This is a genomic window from Curtobacterium sp. SL109 (assembly GCF_026672405.1).
GTDB lineage: Bacteria > Actinomycetota > Actinomycetes > Actinomycetales > Microbacteriaceae > Curtobacterium.
In genome coordinates, this window is the sequence record NZ_JAPPRB010000002.1 from 629,479 (window position 1) to 646,487 (window position 17,009).

Genomic DNA, 17,009 nt, shown 5'->3' on the forward strand with positions numbered 1-17,009 from the left:
TGCCCGGTCCTGGTCGATGACCGTGCTCGGGGGTCACGGCCCGGCGGCCCGCCCGGTCCGGAGGACACTCAGGGTGCACGAGCACACTCGCCAGCACACGGCAGCGATGCCGCCCACCCACCCTGGAGGACGACCATGGCAGGCAAGCACGAGCAGATCCGCGGCGAGTCGGACCGCGCCGACGGGGTCGAACCGGCCGCGGGCGCCTTCGTCGACAGTGACATCCCGGGCGAGGAGTCGCCGCGTTCGGAGGAGCCCGTCGGCGAGTTCGTCGAGAGCGACATCCCGGGCGAGGCCACGCCGACCAGCACGGGCACCGACGGCGAGTACGTCGACTCCGAGATCCCTGGCGACGCGGACGAGGGCACGGCACGCGCGTCGGCCGAGGTCGGCCACTACGTCGACACCGGCACGGGCACCGACGACACCGAGAACGGCTGAGTCCGCCCCGTCAGTCGACGAGCTGCGCCTGCGTGAGCAGGCGCAGCGTCTCGACGCCCGCCGGCGGGCATCGGTCCGCGTCCGCCGAGCTGACCCACTCGACCTCGTCCACCTCTGCGGAGGCGACGGGCGAGGCTGTGTCCAGCGGGCCTCCCGGTCGGGCCAGGAAGAGCGTCATCGCGACCACCGTGCCGGGCGCCTGTCCGTGCGCCGGTTCCGTCACGACCGCGAACTCGTCGACGTCGGCGGTGGTGAACCGCAGACCGGTCTCCTCGAGCGCTTCACGGACCACGGCCTGCACGGCCGTCTCGCCGGGCTCGACCTTGCCGCCGGGCAGGTAGAGGACGTCACGCCCACGCGCCCGCACCATCAGGACCCGACGGTGGCGCACCAGCAGGAGCGCGCTCACCTGCAGGACGGGTGGGAGGCTCAGCTGGCGTCCGCAGCGTCGTCATCGTGTGCCGGGGCGGTCCGGTCCGCCAGCGGCACGACGGGCGTCGACACGTCCAGTTCCGCCTCGGGTTCCGGTCGGACCCCGTAGAGGGCGTCGAGCGCCTGGACGAACTCGTCGCCACGTCCCGCGCGCCCGAGCTCCCTGGCGCGGACCGACGGCCGGTGCAGCAGCACCCCGACCAGGTGCCGCAGCGCCCGCTCGGTCTGCTCCGCGGACTCCGGCGTGACGTCCCCACGTCGGGTCGAGCGCTCGATCTCGGCGTCGAGGATGTCGAACACGTGCTTCCGGAACGACACGAGCGCCGGCGTCGTCGACTGCTCCATCGACTGTGCGCGGAAGCGGGACACGGCGTCCTCGACCATGGCGCGGGCCTCGGACTCGGCGTTCAGCTCGGACACCGGCGCGTGGATGCTGATGGTCTCGAGGTCGAGGAGCTCTGTGCCCTGCACCTGCGCGGCCGCGGGGTCGACGTTGCGGGGGAGTCCGAGGTCGATGACGATGCGCCGGACCCCGTCGTCGAGGTCGGCGGCGCTGATGACCGGCACCTCGCTCGACGTGCACGTGATGACGACGTCGCTCGACGTGATCGCCTGGTGCAGGTCGTGCGCGGCGACGAGGTCGTGCTTGGCGGCGAACCAGGGGGCGCGGCCGGACGGCGAGTAGACCTGGATCCGCTCGGCACCGCGGTCACGCAGGGCGGCGATCGTGGTGGCGGCGTAGCTGCCGGTGCCGACGAGCAGCACGTTGGCCCGGGCCCAGTCGGTCACGCGGGACGACGCGAGCTCCAGCCCGAGGCGGACGAGCGAGCGGCCGGCGGCGCCGATGCGCGTGCGGGTCTTGACGCCGCGGGAGGTGTGGGCGGCTTCCTGGAACAGGCGCTCGAGGTCGGAGGTGGTGGTGCCGTTGGCGCGGGCGTCCTCGAGCGAGCGGCGGACCTGCCCGGAGATCTCGGTCTCGCCGATGACGACGGACTCGAGGCCGCTCGACACGGCGAAGAGGTGCTGGACGACGTCCTTGCCGCCGAGCACGGACACGGACTCGAGGACCTCGGTGCCGACGAGCCCGCTGGCCTGGGCCACGGCGTCGACGGTGGCGGACACCGCGGAGTCGCGGTCGTCGCCGGCGATGTCGAGGTAGGCCTCGAAGCGGTTGCAGGTCGCGAGGACCACGGCGCCGTCGAGGACGTCGGAGTCGGTGACCAGTCTGCTGGCCGCCGCGGGGGCGCCGATGCTCAGTCGCTCCAGGAGGTCGAAGCTGGCGTTGCGATGCGACGCCGTGAGACAGATGAGCACGTACTCGATGGTACCGCGCTCGGTGGGAGAATCGTGCGGTGACCGACGCATCCACAGCCGCACTGCCAGCCACGCACCCGCTCGCCGACGGACGGACCGCCGGATCGGCGCTGGTCCGGGCCCTGCGGGGTGACCGTCCGGAGACGCTGCCGGTCTGGTTCATGCGCCAGGCGGGCCGGTCGCTGCCCGAGTATCGCGACCTGCGCGTGGGCACCGCGATGCTCGACGCCTGCCTCGACCCGGCGATGGCGTCGGAGATCACGCTGCAGCCGGTCCGTCGGCACGGGGTGGACGCCGGCATCTTCTTCAGCGACATCGTCGTGCCGATCAAGCTCGCCGGCGTCGACGTCGAGATCGTCCCCGGCCGCGGGCCCGTCCTCGGTTCGCCGATCCGCACGGTGGCGGACGTCGACGCGCTCGAGGCCCTCGACCCGGCCGCGCTGGCCCCCATCGCCGAGGCCGTCGCCCCCACCGTGGCCGAGCTCGGCAGCACGCCGCTCATCGGGTTCGCCGGGGCGCCGTTCACCCTCGCGGCCTACCTGGTCGAGGGCGGACCCTCGAAGGACCACATCCGCGCCCGCACGCTCATGCACGCCGACCCGGTGACCTGGTCGCGCCTGCTGGCCTGGGCAGCGGGGGTGTCGGGGACGTTCCTCCGGGCGCAGGTGCTCGCCGGCGCCTCGGCGGTCCAGCTCTTCGACTCGTGGGTCGGCTCGCTGTCGCGGGAGGACTACCTGACGCACGTCGCACCGCACTCGGCCGAGGCCCTGTCACACGTGGCCGACCTCGGCGTCCCGCGCATCCACTTCGGCGTCGGCAGCGGTGAGGTCCTGCGGGACATGACGACCCTCGGTGGCGACACGGTCGCGGTCGACGCCGTCGGCGTGGACTGGCGCCTGCCGCTCGACCAGGCCGTCGAGCGCGTCGGCGCCGGTGTCACCGTGCAGGGCAACATCGACCCGGCGATGCTCTCCGCCCCGTGGGAGGTCCTCGAGGCCCACGTGCGCCAGGTCGTGCGCCGCGGTGGGGCCGCCCGTGCCCACGTCGTGAACCTCGGTCACGGTGTCCCGCCGGAGACCGACCCCACCGTGTTGACCCGCGTCGTCGAGCTCGTGCACGCCCTGGGGAGCGGCGCCGAGGCCTCCGCGTGACCGAGGCGATCGTCGTCGGTGGCGGGGTCGCCGGGCTGCTCGCGGCTCGGGACCTCGCGAAGGCCGGGGTGCACGTGGTGCTCGTCGAGGCCTCCGGCGTGCTCGGCGGCATGATCCGTCGGCACACCGTCGCGGGGATCGACCTCGACATGGCCGCCGACTCGTTCGCCACCAGGACGGATGCCGTCTCCTCGCTCGCGATCGAGCTGGGGCTCGGCAACGAGATCGTCTCCCCGGACCCGCGCGGTGCCTGGCTGATGACGCGCGACGGCCGGACCGCCCCGATGCCGGCGACCGGGCTCCTCGGCATCCCCGGCGTCCCGATGGCGGCCGACGTGCTCGCCGTCGTCGGGCAGGGCGGCGGGCTCCGCGCACAGATGGACTCGCTGCTGCCGGCGCCCGTCGGTGCCCGGGCGACCTCGCTCGGCGCGATGGTCCGGAAGCGGATGGGCGCCAAGGTCCTCGACGACCTCGTGGTGCCCGTCGTCGCGGGTGTCCACTCCACGCACCCGGACGACCTCGACCCCGACCAGGTGGCTCCCGGGCTCCGCGACGCGCTCCTCCGCGAGGGCTCCCTCGCCCGGGCCGTGCTCGCGCTCCGGCAACGAGCGACCGCGGGGTCCGCCGTGCAGGGCATCCGCGGCGGCATCGTGCGCATCGTGGACGAACTCGTCGCCGACCTCGAGACCTGGCACGTCGACGTCCGGCTGCACACCCGGGTGACCCGGGTCGACCGGGCCGCGGTGGAGGTGACCGGCGCCGACGGCACCACCGAGCGCCTGGTGGCCGACCACGTGCTCTCGGCGGTGTCCGATCCGACGCGGACGACAGCGGCGACGCGGACGGGCATCGAGCTGGTCACGCTCGTCGTCGACCAGCCGGAACTCGACGCGGCGCCCCGCGGCACGGGCATGCTCGTGCACCCGGCCGCCACCGGTGTCCGGGCGAAGGCCCTCACGCACGCGACGGTGAAGTGGCCGTGGCTGGCCGACGCTGCCGGCGGACGCCACGTCCTGCGGCTCAGCTACGCGACCCCGGCGGCCGACGCGGCGGACGTGGCCACGAGCCTCCCGGTCGACCCCACGAGCGAGACGGGCGTCCGGGCCACGACGGACGCGAGCGCCCTGCTCGGCCTGCCGGTGGACGCGGCACGCGTCCTCGGCGCCGCCTCGGTGCGGTGGCACGGCCCGGACACGCAGGCCGCCGGGCTGGCCGAGGGGGTCGTCGGCATCGGCGAGGCGTCGAGCGGGCGCGGGCTCTCCGGGATCGTCACCACGACCAGGGCAGCGGTCCGCGCGCTCCTCGGTTCCTGAGCGGACCGCTGACCCGCCGAGGGCTACTGTTGGTGGAACGCCGGGGGACATCCCTCTCGGCGCGCATTCCACGCACACTGACTTTCGGAGGAACCATGCGAGGCAGGCTCCTGTTCGTCGCCGGCGCAGCACTCGGGTACGTCCTGGGATCGCGAGCCGGACGGGCGCGCTACGAACAGATCAAGACCGTCAGCGGCAAGATCTGGAACAACGACAACGTCCAGAAGAGCGTGCACGGCGTCGAGGAGTTCGTCGCCGACAAGACGCCGGACGTCGCCGACTTCATCGGTGAGCAGACCAAGAAGGTCGTTCGCAAGGTCGGTCAGAAGAAGGACGACACGACCTCATGACCGACACGCGTGACCGGAAGTCGCGATCGCTCTTCGGTCTCGTCGGGGACGTCCCCCAGCTCGTCAAGAACCTCGTCAAGGGCGAGATCGCGCTGCTGAAGGCCGAGCTGATGGGGAAGGCGAAGGTCTTCGCCCTCGCCGCCGGACTCCTCGTCGCCGCGCTCGTCATCGTGCTGTACGCGATCGGCGTCCTGCTGACGGCGGCCGTCATGGGCCTCGCGACGATCATGCCCGCGTGGCTCGCCGCGCTCGTGCTCGCGTTCGTGATGCTCGTCGTCGCCGCGATCCTCGGCTTCGTCGGCTGGAAGCGGTTCAAGAAGGGGCTGCCGATCACGCCGAAGCGCACGATCGACAGCGTCAAGAACGACATCAACGCGGTCAAGGGCCTCGGCAAGAAGCCCACGCCGGAGATCCAGCACGCGTCCCGCAAGCCGGACGTCAGCGGCCGGTTCTGACGCCTGACGTGTCGACCGTCCCCGCACCACACCGAGGAGTCCCAGTGACCGACCAGCACGACGACATCGCCGACCGCGTCGCGAAGACCCGCGCCCAGCTCTTCGACACCCTCGACGCGATCGAGGACAAGCTCAACCTGCCGAAGCAGCTCGGCATCGCGGCGTCGAAGGTCAAGCGCGGCGTCGTCGAGAAGCGCCCCGAGTACCTGGCCGGGGTCGCAGCGGGCGTGACGGTGGTCGGGGGTATCGTCGTGCTGGTACTCCGACGGCGGTAGATCCGACAGGGGTCGCCCGCGGTCACGGGGTGCTCGCCGGTGTGGGGACCGGCGACGACAAGTTCCTTGCAACCGATAGGACAATGGACCGCATGAGTTCCACCGTGCCCGCGCACGACAGCACCAGCACCCCGCACGACCCCTCCCCCCACGGCACCTCGCCGCACGAGACCGCACCGGACTCGGGCGTCGACCCGAACCTGCTGACGGCCTACGCGCTGTGGGCGGTGTTCCGCCGCCCCGTCGGTGCGGTCACCCGCGTCGGTGACGACGGCGTGGCCGAACTCGACGCCGTCGTCGCCCGCGGCGCCGAGCACGGCGTCACGATCCGCGGCTTCTACGACGTCTCCGGCTTCCGCGCCGATGCCGACGTCATGATCTGGCTGCACGGCGACGACGCCCAGGCGATCCAGGCGGTGCTGCGCGACGTCCGCCGGACCGCGCTCTTCCAGGACGCCGAACCGGTGTGGCACGCGATGGCCATGCACCGCGAAGCCGAGTTCAACAAGCGGCACACGCCCGCGTTCCTCCGCGGCAAGGACCCCGAGGCCTGGATCACGGTGTACCCGTTCGTCCGGTCGTACGAGTGGTACCTCCTGCCGGAGGAGGAGCGCTCGAAGATGCTCCGCGACCACGGCATCCAGGGCGCCAAGTACCGCCGCGTCCTGACGAACACCATCGCGTCCTTCGCGCTCGGCGACTACGAGTGGATCCTGCCGCTCGAGAGCCCCGACCTCGTCGACCTCGTCGACCTGATGCGCGACCTCCGCTACACCGAAGCCCGCATGCACGTGCGGGAAGAGGTCCCCTTCTACACGGGTCGTCGCGTGACGACCGCCGAACTCCCGGAGGTGCTGTCATGACCGACACCAGCCAGATCACGAACGGCCGCCCCGTCCTCGCCGCCACCGCCGCCGCGGCGTCCGGTCCTGAGCACGTCGAGGTCCCGACGGCGTACGACGCCATCCTGCTCGCCGGCTTCGGCGGTCCCGAGGGCCAGGACGACGTCATCCCGTTCCTGCGCAACGTCACCCGTGGCCGTGGGATCCCGGACGAGCGACTCGAAGAGGTCGCCCACCACTACCGGCACTTCGGCGGCGTCAGCCCGATCAACGCGCAGAACCGTGCGCTCAAGGCAGCGCTCGAAGCCGAGCTCGAGCGCCGCGGCATCGACATGCCCGTGCTCTGGGGCAACCGCAACTGGGACCCCTACCTGGCAGACGCCTTCACCGAGGCCGCCGACAAGGGCTACGGCAAGCTCATCGCGATCGCCACGAGCGCCTACTCGTCGTTCTCCAGCTGCCGTCAGTACCGCGAGGACTACGCCCGCGTGCTCGACGAGACCGGCCTGATCGACACGATCCAGATCGACAAGGTCCGGCAGTTCTTCGACCACCCCGGCTTCGTGCAGCCGTTCGTCGACGGCGTCCGTGACGGCCTCGCCCGCGCGATCGCCGAGAACGACGGCCTCGACGTCGCCACCGAGCTGCGCATCCTGTTCTCCACCCACTCGATCCCGTCCACCGACGCAGCCAAGTCCGGTCCGGACTTCCGGGGCTTCGGCGACGGTGGTGCGTACGCCGCCCAGCACGAGGCCGTCGCGCAGGTCGTCCTCGACCAGGCCTGGGCCGAGCTCGTCGAGCAGCCGGAGCACGCGCACCTGCAGGGCACCACGAAGCCCGCGTGGAAGCTCGTCTACCAGTCGCGTTCGGGCCCCCCGACGCAGCCGTGGCTCGAGCCCGACATCAACGACTACATGAACGAGGAGCTCAAGGGCGGTCCCACCCGCGCCGTGCTCATCGTCCCGCTCGGCTTCGTCAGCGACCACATGGAGGTCATGTGGGACCTCGACGAGGAAGCCACCGAGACCGCCGGTGAACTCGGGTACTGGTCGCTCCGCACGCAGACGCCCGGCATCGACCCGGCCTACGTCGCGGGCCTGGTCGACCTGGTCCTCGAGCGCGTCAACGGCGTGCCGACGTCCGAGCGCCCCCACGTCACGGACATCGGCCCCTGGTACGACGTCTGCCGTCCCGGCTGCTGCGAGAACGAGCGGGCCGGGTTCAAGCCGGCTGCCGCGGGTCTGGCGCCGTGACCGAGGGCACCCCGACGCCGATCCGTCTCGGCACCCGCGCCAGCCGCCTGGCGGTCGCCCAGTCCCAGGACGTGGCCGACCGCCTGGCGGCGGTGTCCGGGCGCCCGGTCGAGCTCGTCACCGTCACGAGCGAGGGCGACACGAACCGTGCCTCCCTCGCCAGCCTCGGCGGCACGGGCGTCTTCGCCAGCGCCCTCCGCGAAGCCCTGGTCGCCGGTGAGGTGGACGTCCTCGTGCACTCGCTGAAGGACCTCCCCACGGCGCCGTACCCGGGGTTGACGATCGCCGCCGTGCCGAAGCGCGCTGACGCCCGCGACGTCCTGGTCGCCAGGAACGCCGCCACGATCGACACCCTGCCCGAGCACGCCAAGGTCGGCACCGGGTCGCCGCGTCGCGCCGCGCAGCTCCGCGCGAAGCGTCCGGACATCGACGTCGTCGACATCCGCGGCAACATCGACACCCGGCTCGGTCGGGTGCAGGACGACCTCGACGCCGTGGTGCTCGCCGCTGCCGGGCTCGGCCGCATCGACCGCCTGGGTGAGGCCACCGAGCTGCTCGACCTCGGCTTCTGGCCGAGCGCGCCGGGTCAGGGGGCGCTGGCCATCGAGACCCGCGCGGACGAGACCGACCGCAACCTGCTCGCTGCGCTGCGCAAGATCGACCACGCCCCGACCCGCCTCACGGTGGCCGCGGAGCGCGAGGTCCTCGCCAAGCTCGAGGCCGGCTGCTCGGCCCCGATCGGAGCCACGGCCATCGTCGACGCCGAGATGCTGCTCGTGTCCGCCACGGTCTACCGTCCCGACGGCACCGAGTACCGCACCGCGTCGCACGCCGCGGTCCTCGACGGCTCCCCGCAGGACCGTCTGGACGAGGCCCTCGAGGTCGGTGGCCGCGTCGCGACCGAGCTGCTCGAGAACGGCGCGGGTGCGCTCGCCGAACTGGCCGACACGGTCGCCGAGGACACCACCGACGGCCCGTACACCGCTGGCCCGGGTCTCGCGACCCCGGCAGAGTAGGACGCCCACCACGAACTACGCCGTCCCCGCCACGGACCAGGTCCCGCCACCGGTGGTCCTCGTCCCGCGCGGTGGCGCGTGGGGTGACCGGGTCGCAGCAGCCGCACGCCAGCGCGGGCTCGACCCCGTGGTGGTGCCGCTGATCGCGACCGGGCCGCCGACTGACGCAGCGGCCCTCGACCGTGCTGTCCGTCGTCTGGTCGCCGCCGTCCCGGACAGGAGGCCCTCCTCGCCGTCCGCAGGCGCTGACCGGCCCGACGTGGCCGGGTACGCGTGGCTCGTGGTGACCAGTGCGACGGCCGTCACCGTGCTCGCCGGACGGGTGCCGAGCCTCCCGTCCGGTCTGCTGGTGGCAGCGGTCGGTGAGCCGACCGCGCGTGCCGCCCGTGCTGCGGGGTGGTCCGTCGACCTCGTGCCCCGGGACGCCTCGGCCGCCGCCCTCGTCGCTGCCCTGCCGGCGACCGACGGCACGGTCCTCTTCCCCCGCTCGGAGATCGCTGCGCCCACCCTCGTGGACGGGCTGCGCGCCCGCGGGATCGCGGTCGACGACGTGGAGGCGTACCGTACCGTGGGGACCGGCGACGAGCCGGTCGCCCTCGACCCGGCGCCCGACGCGGTGCTCGTGACGAGCGGCAGTGTCGCCCGCGAGATGGCCCGCCGGATGACCCCGCTCGACCCCCGCACGCTCGTGGCCTGCATCGGTCCCGGCACCGCCACCGACGCCCGGACCGCCGGTCTGCCCGTCCACGTGGTGGCACCGAGCAGGTCCGCCGACGCCCTCCTCGACGCCGTCGTCGAGGCACTGCACCAACCCGCCCCCGATCAGGAAGGTCACCCGTGACTGGACGCTTCCCGCAGGTCCGCCCCCGACGACTGCGTGCCACCCCCGCCATGCGACGACTCGTCGCCGAGACCCGGCTGCACCCGGCCGAGCTCGTGCTGCCGATGTTCATCCGCGAAGGCGCCACCGACGCCGTCGACATCTCGAGCATGCCGGGCGTGCAGCAGCACTCGCTCGACTCGTTCCGTCGGGCGCTCGTGGGCGCGGCGGAGCAGGGCGTCGGCGGGGTCAACCTGTTCGGCGTGCCCGTCACGAAGGACGCGGACGGCTCCGGCGCGACTGACCCGGACGGCATCCTCAACGTCGCGATCCGCGTCGCTCGGCAGGAAGTGGGCGACGCCCTCGTCGTGCAGTCCGACCTGTGCCTCGACGAGTTCACCGACCACGGGCACTGCGGTGTGCTGGCAGCCGACGGCTCCGTCGACAACGACGCCACGCTGCTGCGCTACCGCGACATGGCGGTCGCCCAGGCCGAGGCGGGCGCCGAGCTCGTCTGCATGAGCGGCATGATGGACGGCCAGATCGCTGCCGCACGGGACGCCCTCGACACCGCCGGGCACTCCGGCACCGCGCTGCTCGCCTACGCCGCCAAGTACGCGTCGGCGTTCTACGGCCCGTTCCGCGAAGCCGTGTCGTCCTCGCTCGTGGGGGACCGCCGGACGTACCAGATCGACGCCGCGAACGGTCGACAGGGGCTGCGCGAGGTCGCACTCGACGTCGACGAGGGCGCGGACATCGTGATGGTGAAGCCCGCGATGAGCTACCTCGACGTCCTCGCCGAGACCGCGGCCACCTCGCCCGTGCCGGTCTGGGCCTACCAGATCTCCGGCGAGTACGCGATGATCACCGCGGCCGCCCAGAACGGCTGGATCGACCGCGACGCCGCCGCCATGGAGTCGCTCGTCGGCATCAAGCGTGCCGGTGCGGACGCGATCCTGACCTACTTCGCCGTGGACATCGCGCGGAAGCTCAACGAGGAAGCGGGCCTCCGCACCTCGGGCAGCACCGCGGACGTCGCCGGCATCGCCTCGACCGGGAAGGCCCCCGAATGACCACGGCACCGACCACGAACGGCCAGCTCTTCAGCCGGGCCAAGAACAGCATCCCGGGCGGCGTGAACTCGCCGGTCCGTGCGTACGGCTCGGTCGGCGGCACGCCCCGCTTCCTCGTCTCCGCCAAGGGCGCGTACGTCACCGACGCCGAGGGCCGCGAGTACGTGGACCTCGTCGCCTCGTGGGGCCCGGCGATCCTCGGGCACGCGCACCCGGGCACCGTCGAGGCCGTGCAGCAGGCCGCCGCGCGCGGGCTGTCCTTCGGGGCGTCCACGCCGGGGGAGACCGAGCTCGCCGAACTCGTGAAGCAGCGGGTGTCGGTCGACGGCGACGGTCCGATCGAGAAGCTCCGCATGGTGTCCACCGGCACCGAGGCCACGATGACGGCGATCCGTCTGGCCCGCGGCTACACCGGTCGTGACCTCCTGGTGAAGTTCGCCGGGCACTACCACGGCCACTCCGACTCGCTGCTGGCCGAGGCCGGCTCGGGCGTCGCGACGCTCTCGATGCCGGGCAGCGCGGGCATCACCGCCGAGACGGCCGCGCAGACCCTCGTGCTGCCGTACAACGACCTCGACGCCGTCCGTGCCGCGTTCGACACCCACTCCGAGCGCATCGCCGCCGTCATCGTCGAGAGCGCCGCTGCCAACATGGGCGTCCTGGCGCCCGACCGCGGCTTCAACCGCGAGCTCGCCCGGATCACGCAGGCGCAGGGCGCGCTGCTCATCGTCGACGAGGTGCTGACCGGCTTCCGTGTCGGTGCGGCCGGCTGGTGGGGCCTCGAGGCCTCGAAGGTCGTCCCCGACGGCGCCGGGTGGAAGCCCGACCTGATCACGTTCGGCAAGGTCATCGGCGGCGGCATGCCCCTCGCCGCCCTCGGCGGGCGTCGCGAGGTCATGGACTTCCTCGCCCCGCTCGGCCCCGTCTACCAGGCGGGCACCCTGTCCGGGAACCCGATCGCGGTCGCCGCGGGCATCGCCACGCTCCGGGCCGCGACGCCGGAGGTCTACGCGCACCTCGACCGCACCGCGGCGACCATCGCGGCCGCGACGAGCGAGGCACTCTCCGCCGAGGGCGTCGCCCACAGCGTGCAGCGTGCCGGCAACCTGTTCTCGTTCGCGTTCTCCGAGCAGGCGCCGCGCGACTACGACGACGTCCGCGCGCAGGACGTCTGGCGGTACGCGCCGTTCTTCCACGCGATGCTCGACGCCGGGGTGACCCTGCCGCCGAGCGTGTTCGAGGCGTGGTTCGTCACCGCAGCCCACGACGAGCGTGCCGTCGGCCGGGTGCTCGACGCGCTGCCGGGTGCGGCGAAGGCTGCGGCGGCCGCGACGGCCTGACGCGGGACGCCGTGCGGGCGTCTCGCCGGGTCTCCGGTGTCTCGCCCGTGCGTGTTGGCAAAACGCCGGTGTCTTGCAGAGACGCCGCAGGTGTTCGCGGCGTCTCGCCCAGACACCGGTGTCTTGCGGACTCCCACGTCCCGCCGCACGTCGCGACCTGGTCGCGTCACGCCCCGTGTGACGGCCGGGAGGCTCCACTCGGCTCCGCAGCGCGGCGTGCGTGCCAGCGGCCCCCGTCCCGCACGATGGCGAGGGGGAAGTCGAACGCGTGGGACACCGCCGCCGACGTGATGACCTCGTCCGCGGGACCCTGCGCCACCGCGGCTCCCTCCCGCAGCAGGAGTGCGTGCGAGGTCGAGGTCGGCAGGTCCTCGAGGTGGTGGGTGACCATCACGCTCCCGAGCTCGGGGTGCCGCTGACGGAGGGCGTCGACGGTGTCGAGCAGGTGCTCGCGGGCGGCGACGTCGAGCCCGGTCGCGGGTTCGTCGAGGAGCAGCAGCTCGGGCTCTGCCATGAGTGCGCGGGCGATGAGCGCACGACCCCGTTCCCCCTGCGACAGCACGGGCCAGCGGGCGTCGCTCCGGGCAGAGAGCCCGACGTCGGCGATGTGCTGCTCGGCGCGCTCGACCTGGTCGTCCGTGGGGGTCCACCGCGTCATCAGGTCCGTCGTGCCCGTCAGTCCGGTGAGCACGGTCTCGCGGACGGTCAGCGGCGAGAGCATGCGGTGGCGCGGGTCGACGTGGCCGATGCGCTCACGGAGGGCCCGGACGTCGACGCGACCCAGGCGGTTCCCGAGGATCTCGACGGTGCCGGCCGAGGGGTGCCCGGTGGCGCCGAGCACGGCGAGCAGGGTCGACTTGCCGGCGCCGTTCGGCCCGAGGAGCGCCCAGTGCTCCCCGCGCCGGACGGTCAGGTCGATGTCGTGCAGCAGGTCACGGCCCGAGCGCGTCACGCGGACACCCTCGGTGTGCAGGAGGACGGAGTTCACCACCCCATCGTCGCCCATCCGGAGACCCATCCGGAGACCGGTCCGGTCCCCGTCGCGGGTGTCAGTCCCGTGCGGCGCGGAGCGTCTGCAGGTGGTCGTCGAGCGTCCGGGCGAGGGCGCGGATCACGGCGGCGGCTGCTTCTCCGTCGCGCCCGGTCACGGCTGCCCGGAGCGGGTCGAGGGCCTGCTTGACGTCCCAGAAGATGAACTCCTCGGCAGTCAGTGCGAGGAACTGCACGCGCGGGACGAGCGAACCCGTGAAGGTCTCGAGCAGCGCGTTGTCGGTCGCACGTACGAGCAGGACCAGCAGGGCGGTGAGGTCGCGGTTGACCGCGCGGTCCTCGGCCTCGGCGTGGGAGCGCAGGTCCTCGATGATGCCCAGCGCGGCCTTCTCGCCGGCGGCGTCGAGCTTCGGGACACCCCAGCGGGCACCGAGCTCGGCGAACCCGAGCATCACCTGGAGTGCGTCGTCGAACTGCTTCGCCGAGGGGGTGGCGATGCGGGTGTAGCGGTTCGCCTCCATGTCGACGAGGCCGTAGTCGACGAGCTTCGCGATCGCCTCGCGGATCGGCGTGCGGCTGACGCCGAGCCACCGGACGAGCTCGTCGTCGTTGAGCCGCTCACCCGCCTGGAGCGTGCCGTCCTGGATCGCGGCGAGCATCTTCTCGAGCACGACGTCACGCAGCAGCTTGCGCGGGGAGTTCTCGACGGTCGACTTGGGTACCGGCATTCCGGACTCCTCACGTGACGGACGGTCTTGTATCCCACATCCTAACGAGGCATTCGGCAAACGCTTGCGAAAACACGGCCGAGCGGCTCAGCGACGCACGTCGACGATCGTCCGACCGCGCACGGCACCGGCGAGGACGTCGGGCCCGATGGCGATCGCGTCCTCGAGTCCGACCGTGCGGGTGACCCGGGCGAGCAGCCGTGGGTCGAGCTCGTCGGCGAGCAGGTCCCAGGCCTGGCGACGGAGCGCGGCGGGGGCGTCGACCGAGTTGATCCCGAGCAGGGAGACCCCGCGCAGGATGAACGGCAGCACGGTGGTCGGCAGCTGCACGTCCTGCGCCAGCCCGCACGCCGTCACCGCTCCGCCCCACCGGGTCGACGCGAGCAGGTTGGCGAGGGTCGCCCCGCCGACGCTGTCCACGGCACCGGCCCACGCGGCCTTCTGCATCGGTTTGCCCGGTTCACTGATCGAGGCACGGTCGATGACGTCCGTCGCGCCGAGCTCCTGCAGGGACGCCCGGTTCGTCATCCGCCCGGTCGAGGCGGTCACCGTGTACCCACGGGCTGCGAGCAGTGGGATCGCGACCGAACCCACGCCGCCCGAGGCGCCGGTCACGACGACGGGGCCGTCGGTCGGGGCCACGAAGCGTGCGAGCGCCAGCACGCTCAGCGCAGCCGTGAAGCCGGCCGTGCCGATGGCGGCGGCGAAGTCGTCGGACACGGCGTCGGGGAGCACCACGAGCGACGCCGCGGGGACGACCGCCTGCGAGGTCCAGCCGCCGTGCCGGGTCTCGCCGGCACCGGCACCGTTGAGCGTGACCCGGTCGCCGATCGCGACGTCGTGCACGCCCGGCCCGACGGCGGCGACGGTGCCGACCACGTCCACGCCGGGCACCAGTGGGTCGATCCGGGCGACGCCGGGGTCGCCCGCGAGCGCGAGACCGTCCTTGTAGTTCACGCTCGAGTACGTGACGTCGACCAGCGCCTCGCCCTCGCCGGGGTCGGGGACGTCGACCTCGGTGACGGTCGGGGCGGCGGAACGGGAGACGAGGACGGCGCGGCTCATGCGCCGGACGCTACCCCGAGCCTCCCGACCGGGCGCGACGCGACCACCGGCGCGACGGCGCGCCCCGAGTCAGCCGAACAGGATCGCGGCCTCGTCGAACCGCGACTGCGGCACCGTCTTCAGCTCGCCGAGCGCGTCCTCGAACGACACGTGCACGATCTCGGTCCCGCGCAGCACGACCATGCGGCCCCAGCGCTGCTCGACCACGGAGTCGACGGCGGCGAGCCCGAGCCGCGTCGACAGCACCCGGTCGTAGGCGGTGGGCGTGCCACCGCGCTGGATGTGGCCCAGCGTGGTCGCCCGGGTCTCGATGCCGGTCATCTCCTCGATGAGCGGCGCGAGGCGCTCCCCGATCCCGCCGAGGCGCGGCCGACCGAAGGCGTCGAGGCCGCGCTCCGAGTGGGCGTTGTCCTCGTGGTCGGGGACGAAGCCCTCGGCGACGACGACGAGCGGGGCGCGTCCGCGGTCGTAGGCGGAACGGACCCACGAGGCGATCTGGTCGAGCGACGTCTTCTGCTCGGGGATCAGGATCGCGTGCGCGCCGGCGGCCATGCCCGACTGCAGCGCGATCCAGCCGACGTGTCGGCCCATCACCTCGGCGACCATGCAGCGTGAGTGCGACTCGCCCGTGGTGCGGAGGCGGTCCATGGCCTCGGTCGCGATCTCCACCGCGGTGTCGAAGCCGAACGTGTAGTCCGTGGCGCCGAGGTCGTTGTCGACGGTCTTCGGCACGCCGACGATCTTCAGTCCCGCGTCCGTCAGGCGCTTCGCCGCGGCCAGGGTGCCCTCGCCGCCGATCGCGATGATGGCGTCGATGCCGTGCCGGGTGAGCACGCGCTCGATGTTCTCGACGCCGCCGTTCGGGCCCTCGAAGGGGTTCGTGCGGCTGGTGCCGAGGATCGTCCCGCCCTGCTTGGCGATGCCCTGGATGTCCTTGCGCCCGAGCGGGACGATGTCGCCCTCGACGACGCCCCGCCAGCCGTCCCGGAAGCCCACGAACTCGTACCCGTGGATCGCGATGCCCTTCAGGACCGCAGCCCGGATGACGGCGTTGAGACCGGGGCAGTCGCCGCCGGAGGTGAGGATGCCGATGCGCATGATGGGGACTTCCGGTGTCGGGTGGGTGGGACGGGTCCCATCTTGGCTGACGGTGGTTTCGCTTACCATCCCTGTCATGCAGCAGGTCCGTCTCGAGTCGCGTCCCACGGGTGGCGCGCGTCTCGACACGGTCTACCGTCCAGGAGGCCCACTGGACCTGGCAGCGACCCTCCGGCCCCTGCAGCGCGGCTCCGGCGACCCGGCCTTCCGGGTGGTCGGGTCCGACGTGTGGCTCGCGCTCCGCACGCCGGTGGGCCCCGCCTCCGTGCTGCTCCGGCGGACCGGGGACGCGGTGGCGATCTCGGCGTGGGGCGACGGCGCCGCGTGGGCGCTCGAGCACGCCCCGGACCTGCTCGGCCGCGGGGACGACTGGTCCGACCTCGACGTCACGGCGCACCGGTTCCTCGCCGACGCCCACCACCGGCAGCCCGGGCTCCGGCTGTGCCGCACGAACACCGTCGTCGCGATGCTCGTGCCGGCGATCATGGAGCAGAAGGTCACCTCGCGACAGGCCTGGGGCGCGTGGCGGTACCTGCTGCGGCGCCACGGCACGCCGGCTCCCGGGCCGGCACCCGACGGCATGGTCGTCCCGCCGTCGCCCGCGGAGTGGGCCCGCATCCCGAGCTGGGAGTGGCACCGTGCGGGCATCGAACCCGGTCGCAGCGCCACGGTCATGCGGGCGGTCAAGGTCGCGGCGTCGCTCGAGCGCACCCTGTCCCTCGGTCGCGGCGGGGCCGTCGTCGCCGCGCGGCTGCAGTCGATCCCGGGCATCGGGGTGTGGACGGCCGCGGAGACCACGCAGCGCTCCCACGGCGACCCGGACTCCCCGAGCGTCGGGGACTTCCACGTGCCGGCGCTCGTCGGGTGGGCGCTGACGGGCGGTCCGGTCGACGACGACGGCATGCTCGAGCTCCTCGAGCCGTGGCGTGGGCACCGGCACCGCGTCGTCCGGCTGATCGGCGGCAGCGGCTTCCGGAAGCCGGCGTTCGGGCCGCGCATGACGATCCAGGACCACCGCCACCACTGACGGCGGTGCTCGGGCCGGGTGGCCTG

19 protein-coding genes are annotated in these 17,009 nt (G+C 72.9%); 13 read left to right on the forward strand and 6 right to left on the reverse strand.

Annotated elements, in window-relative coordinates; all coding sequences use genetic code 11:
* Positions 1–135 precede the first annotated feature (135 nt).
* Positions 136–441 (forward strand): hypothetical protein, encoded by a 306-nt coding sequence (locus tag OVA28_RS04425; protein ID WP_194659651.1) that lies wholly within the window; start codon positions 136–138, stop codon positions 439–441.
* 10 nt (positions 442–451) lie between these two features.
* On the opposite strand, the gene OVA28_RS04430 is transcribed toward OVA28_RS04425, so the two are convergent.
* A complete protein-coding gene (locus OVA28_RS04430) occupies positions 452–850 on the reverse strand; it encodes an NUDIX hydrolase (RefSeq protein ID WP_268095899.1) in 399 nt (132 codons plus the stop codon).
* Positions 851–870: 20 nt separating this feature from the next.
* Entirely contained in the window at positions 871–2,187 is a 1,317-nt protein-coding gene (locus OVA28_RS04435) for a glutamyl-tRNA reductase (protein WP_268095900.1), read from the reverse strand.
* Between the two features lie 38 nt (positions 2,188–2,225).
* Between OVA28_RS04435 and hemE the strand changes: the two genes are divergently transcribed.
* The 11 genes from hemE to hemL all read left to right on the forward strand — a co-directional run bounded on the left by hemE (position 2,226) and on the right by hemL (position 12,075).
* Positions 2,226–3,338 carry a uroporphyrinogen decarboxylase gene (hemE, locus tag OVA28_RS04440; protein WP_268095901.1) on the forward strand — a complete coding sequence of 371 codons (1,113 nt, stop codon included), beginning with the start codon at positions 2,226–2,228 and terminating at the stop codon, positions 3,336–3,338.
* A complete protein-coding gene (locus tag OVA28_RS04445; RefSeq protein ID WP_268095902.1) occupies positions 3,335–4,651 on the forward strand; it encodes a protoporphyrinogen/coproporphyrinogen oxidase in 1,317 nt (438 codons plus the stop codon). Before hemE ends, OVA28_RS04445 begins: the two co-directional genes overlap by 4 nt.
* 95 nt (positions 4,652–4,746) lie before the next feature.
* Positions 4,747–5,001, forward strand: coding sequence for a hypothetical protein (locus OVA28_RS04450; RefSeq protein WP_194659654.1), 255 nt, complete (start codon positions 4,747–4,749; stop codon positions 4,999–5,001).
* Positions 4,998–5,456, forward strand: a complete 459-nt coding sequence (locus tag OVA28_RS04455) for a phage holin family protein (RefSeq protein WP_194659655.1) — start codon at positions 4,998–5,000, stop codon at positions 5,454–5,456. Before OVA28_RS04450 ends, OVA28_RS04455 begins: the two co-directional genes overlap by 4 nt.
* 44 nt (positions 5,457–5,500) lie before the next feature.
* Positions 5,501–5,731, forward strand: a complete 231-nt coding sequence (locus OVA28_RS04460) for a hypothetical protein (RefSeq protein ID WP_194659656.1) — start codon at positions 5,501–5,503, stop codon at positions 5,729–5,731.
* Positions 5,732–5,823: 92 nt separating this feature from the next.
* Complete coding sequence (gene hemQ / locus OVA28_RS04465; protein WP_416354628.1) at positions 5,824–6,594, forward strand: hydrogen peroxide-dependent heme synthase; 771 nt, start codon at positions 5,824–5,826, stop codon at positions 6,592–6,594.
* Positions 6,591–7,826, forward strand: a complete 1,236-nt coding sequence (locus tag OVA28_RS04470; protein ID WP_268095903.1) for a ferrochelatase — start codon at positions 6,591–6,593, stop codon at positions 7,824–7,826. The genes hemQ and OVA28_RS04470 overlap by 4 nt, the downstream gene beginning before the upstream one ends.
* Entirely contained in the window at positions 7,823–8,842 is a 1,020-nt protein-coding gene (hemC, locus tag OVA28_RS04475) for a hydroxymethylbilane synthase (protein WP_268095905.1), read from the forward strand. The genes OVA28_RS04470 and hemC overlap by 4 nt, the downstream gene beginning before the upstream one ends.
* A gap of 52 nt (positions 8,843–8,894) precedes the next feature.
* Entirely contained in the window at positions 8,895–9,683 is a 789-nt protein-coding gene (locus OVA28_RS04480; RefSeq protein ID WP_268095906.1) for a uroporphyrinogen-III synthase, read from the forward strand.
* Positions 9,680–10,735, forward strand: a complete 1,056-nt coding sequence (gene hemB / locus OVA28_RS04485; protein ID WP_267424765.1) for a porphobilinogen synthase — start codon at positions 9,680–9,682, stop codon at positions 10,733–10,735. Before OVA28_RS04480 ends, hemB begins: the two co-directional genes overlap by 4 nt.
* Entirely contained in the window at positions 10,732–12,075 is a 1,344-nt protein-coding gene (gene hemL, locus OVA28_RS04490) for a glutamate-1-semialdehyde 2,1-aminomutase (RefSeq protein ID WP_268095907.1), read from the forward strand. The genes hemB and hemL overlap by 4 nt, the downstream gene beginning before the upstream one ends.
* A 166-nt stretch (positions 12,076–12,241) precedes the next feature.
* Here the strand turns inward: hemL and OVA28_RS04495 are convergent, their stop codons facing one another.
* The 4 genes from OVA28_RS04495 to OVA28_RS04510 all read right to left on the reverse strand — a co-directional run bounded on the left by OVA28_RS04495 (position 12,242) and on the right by OVA28_RS04510 (position 15,956).
* Complete coding sequence (locus OVA28_RS04495; RefSeq protein WP_268095908.1) at positions 12,242–13,063, reverse strand: ABC transporter ATP-binding protein; 822 nt, start codon at positions 13,061–13,063, stop codon at positions 12,242–12,244.
* 61 nt (positions 13,064–13,124) lie between these two features.
* A complete protein-coding gene (locus OVA28_RS04500) occupies positions 13,125–13,793 on the reverse strand; it encodes a GntR family transcriptional regulator (RefSeq protein ID WP_194659663.1) in 669 nt (222 codons plus the stop codon).
* 87 nt (positions 13,794–13,880) lie between these two features.
* A complete protein-coding gene (locus OVA28_RS04505; RefSeq protein WP_268095909.1) occupies positions 13,881–14,858 on the reverse strand; it encodes an MDR family oxidoreductase in 978 nt (325 codons plus the stop codon).
* Positions 14,859–14,927: 69 nt separating this feature from the next.
* On the reverse strand, positions 14,928–15,956 hold the full coding sequence (locus OVA28_RS04510; RefSeq protein ID WP_268095910.1) for a 6-phosphofructokinase: 1,029 nt from the start codon (positions 15,954–15,956) through the stop codon (positions 14,928–14,930).
* 76 nt (positions 15,957–16,032) lie between these two features.
* Between OVA28_RS04510 and OVA28_RS04515 the strand changes: the two genes are divergently transcribed.
* Entirely contained in the window at positions 16,033–16,983 is a 951-nt protein-coding gene (locus tag OVA28_RS04515; protein ID WP_268095911.1) for a DNA-3-methyladenine glycosylase family protein, read from the forward strand.
* Positions 16,984–17,009 lie beyond the last annotated feature (26 nt).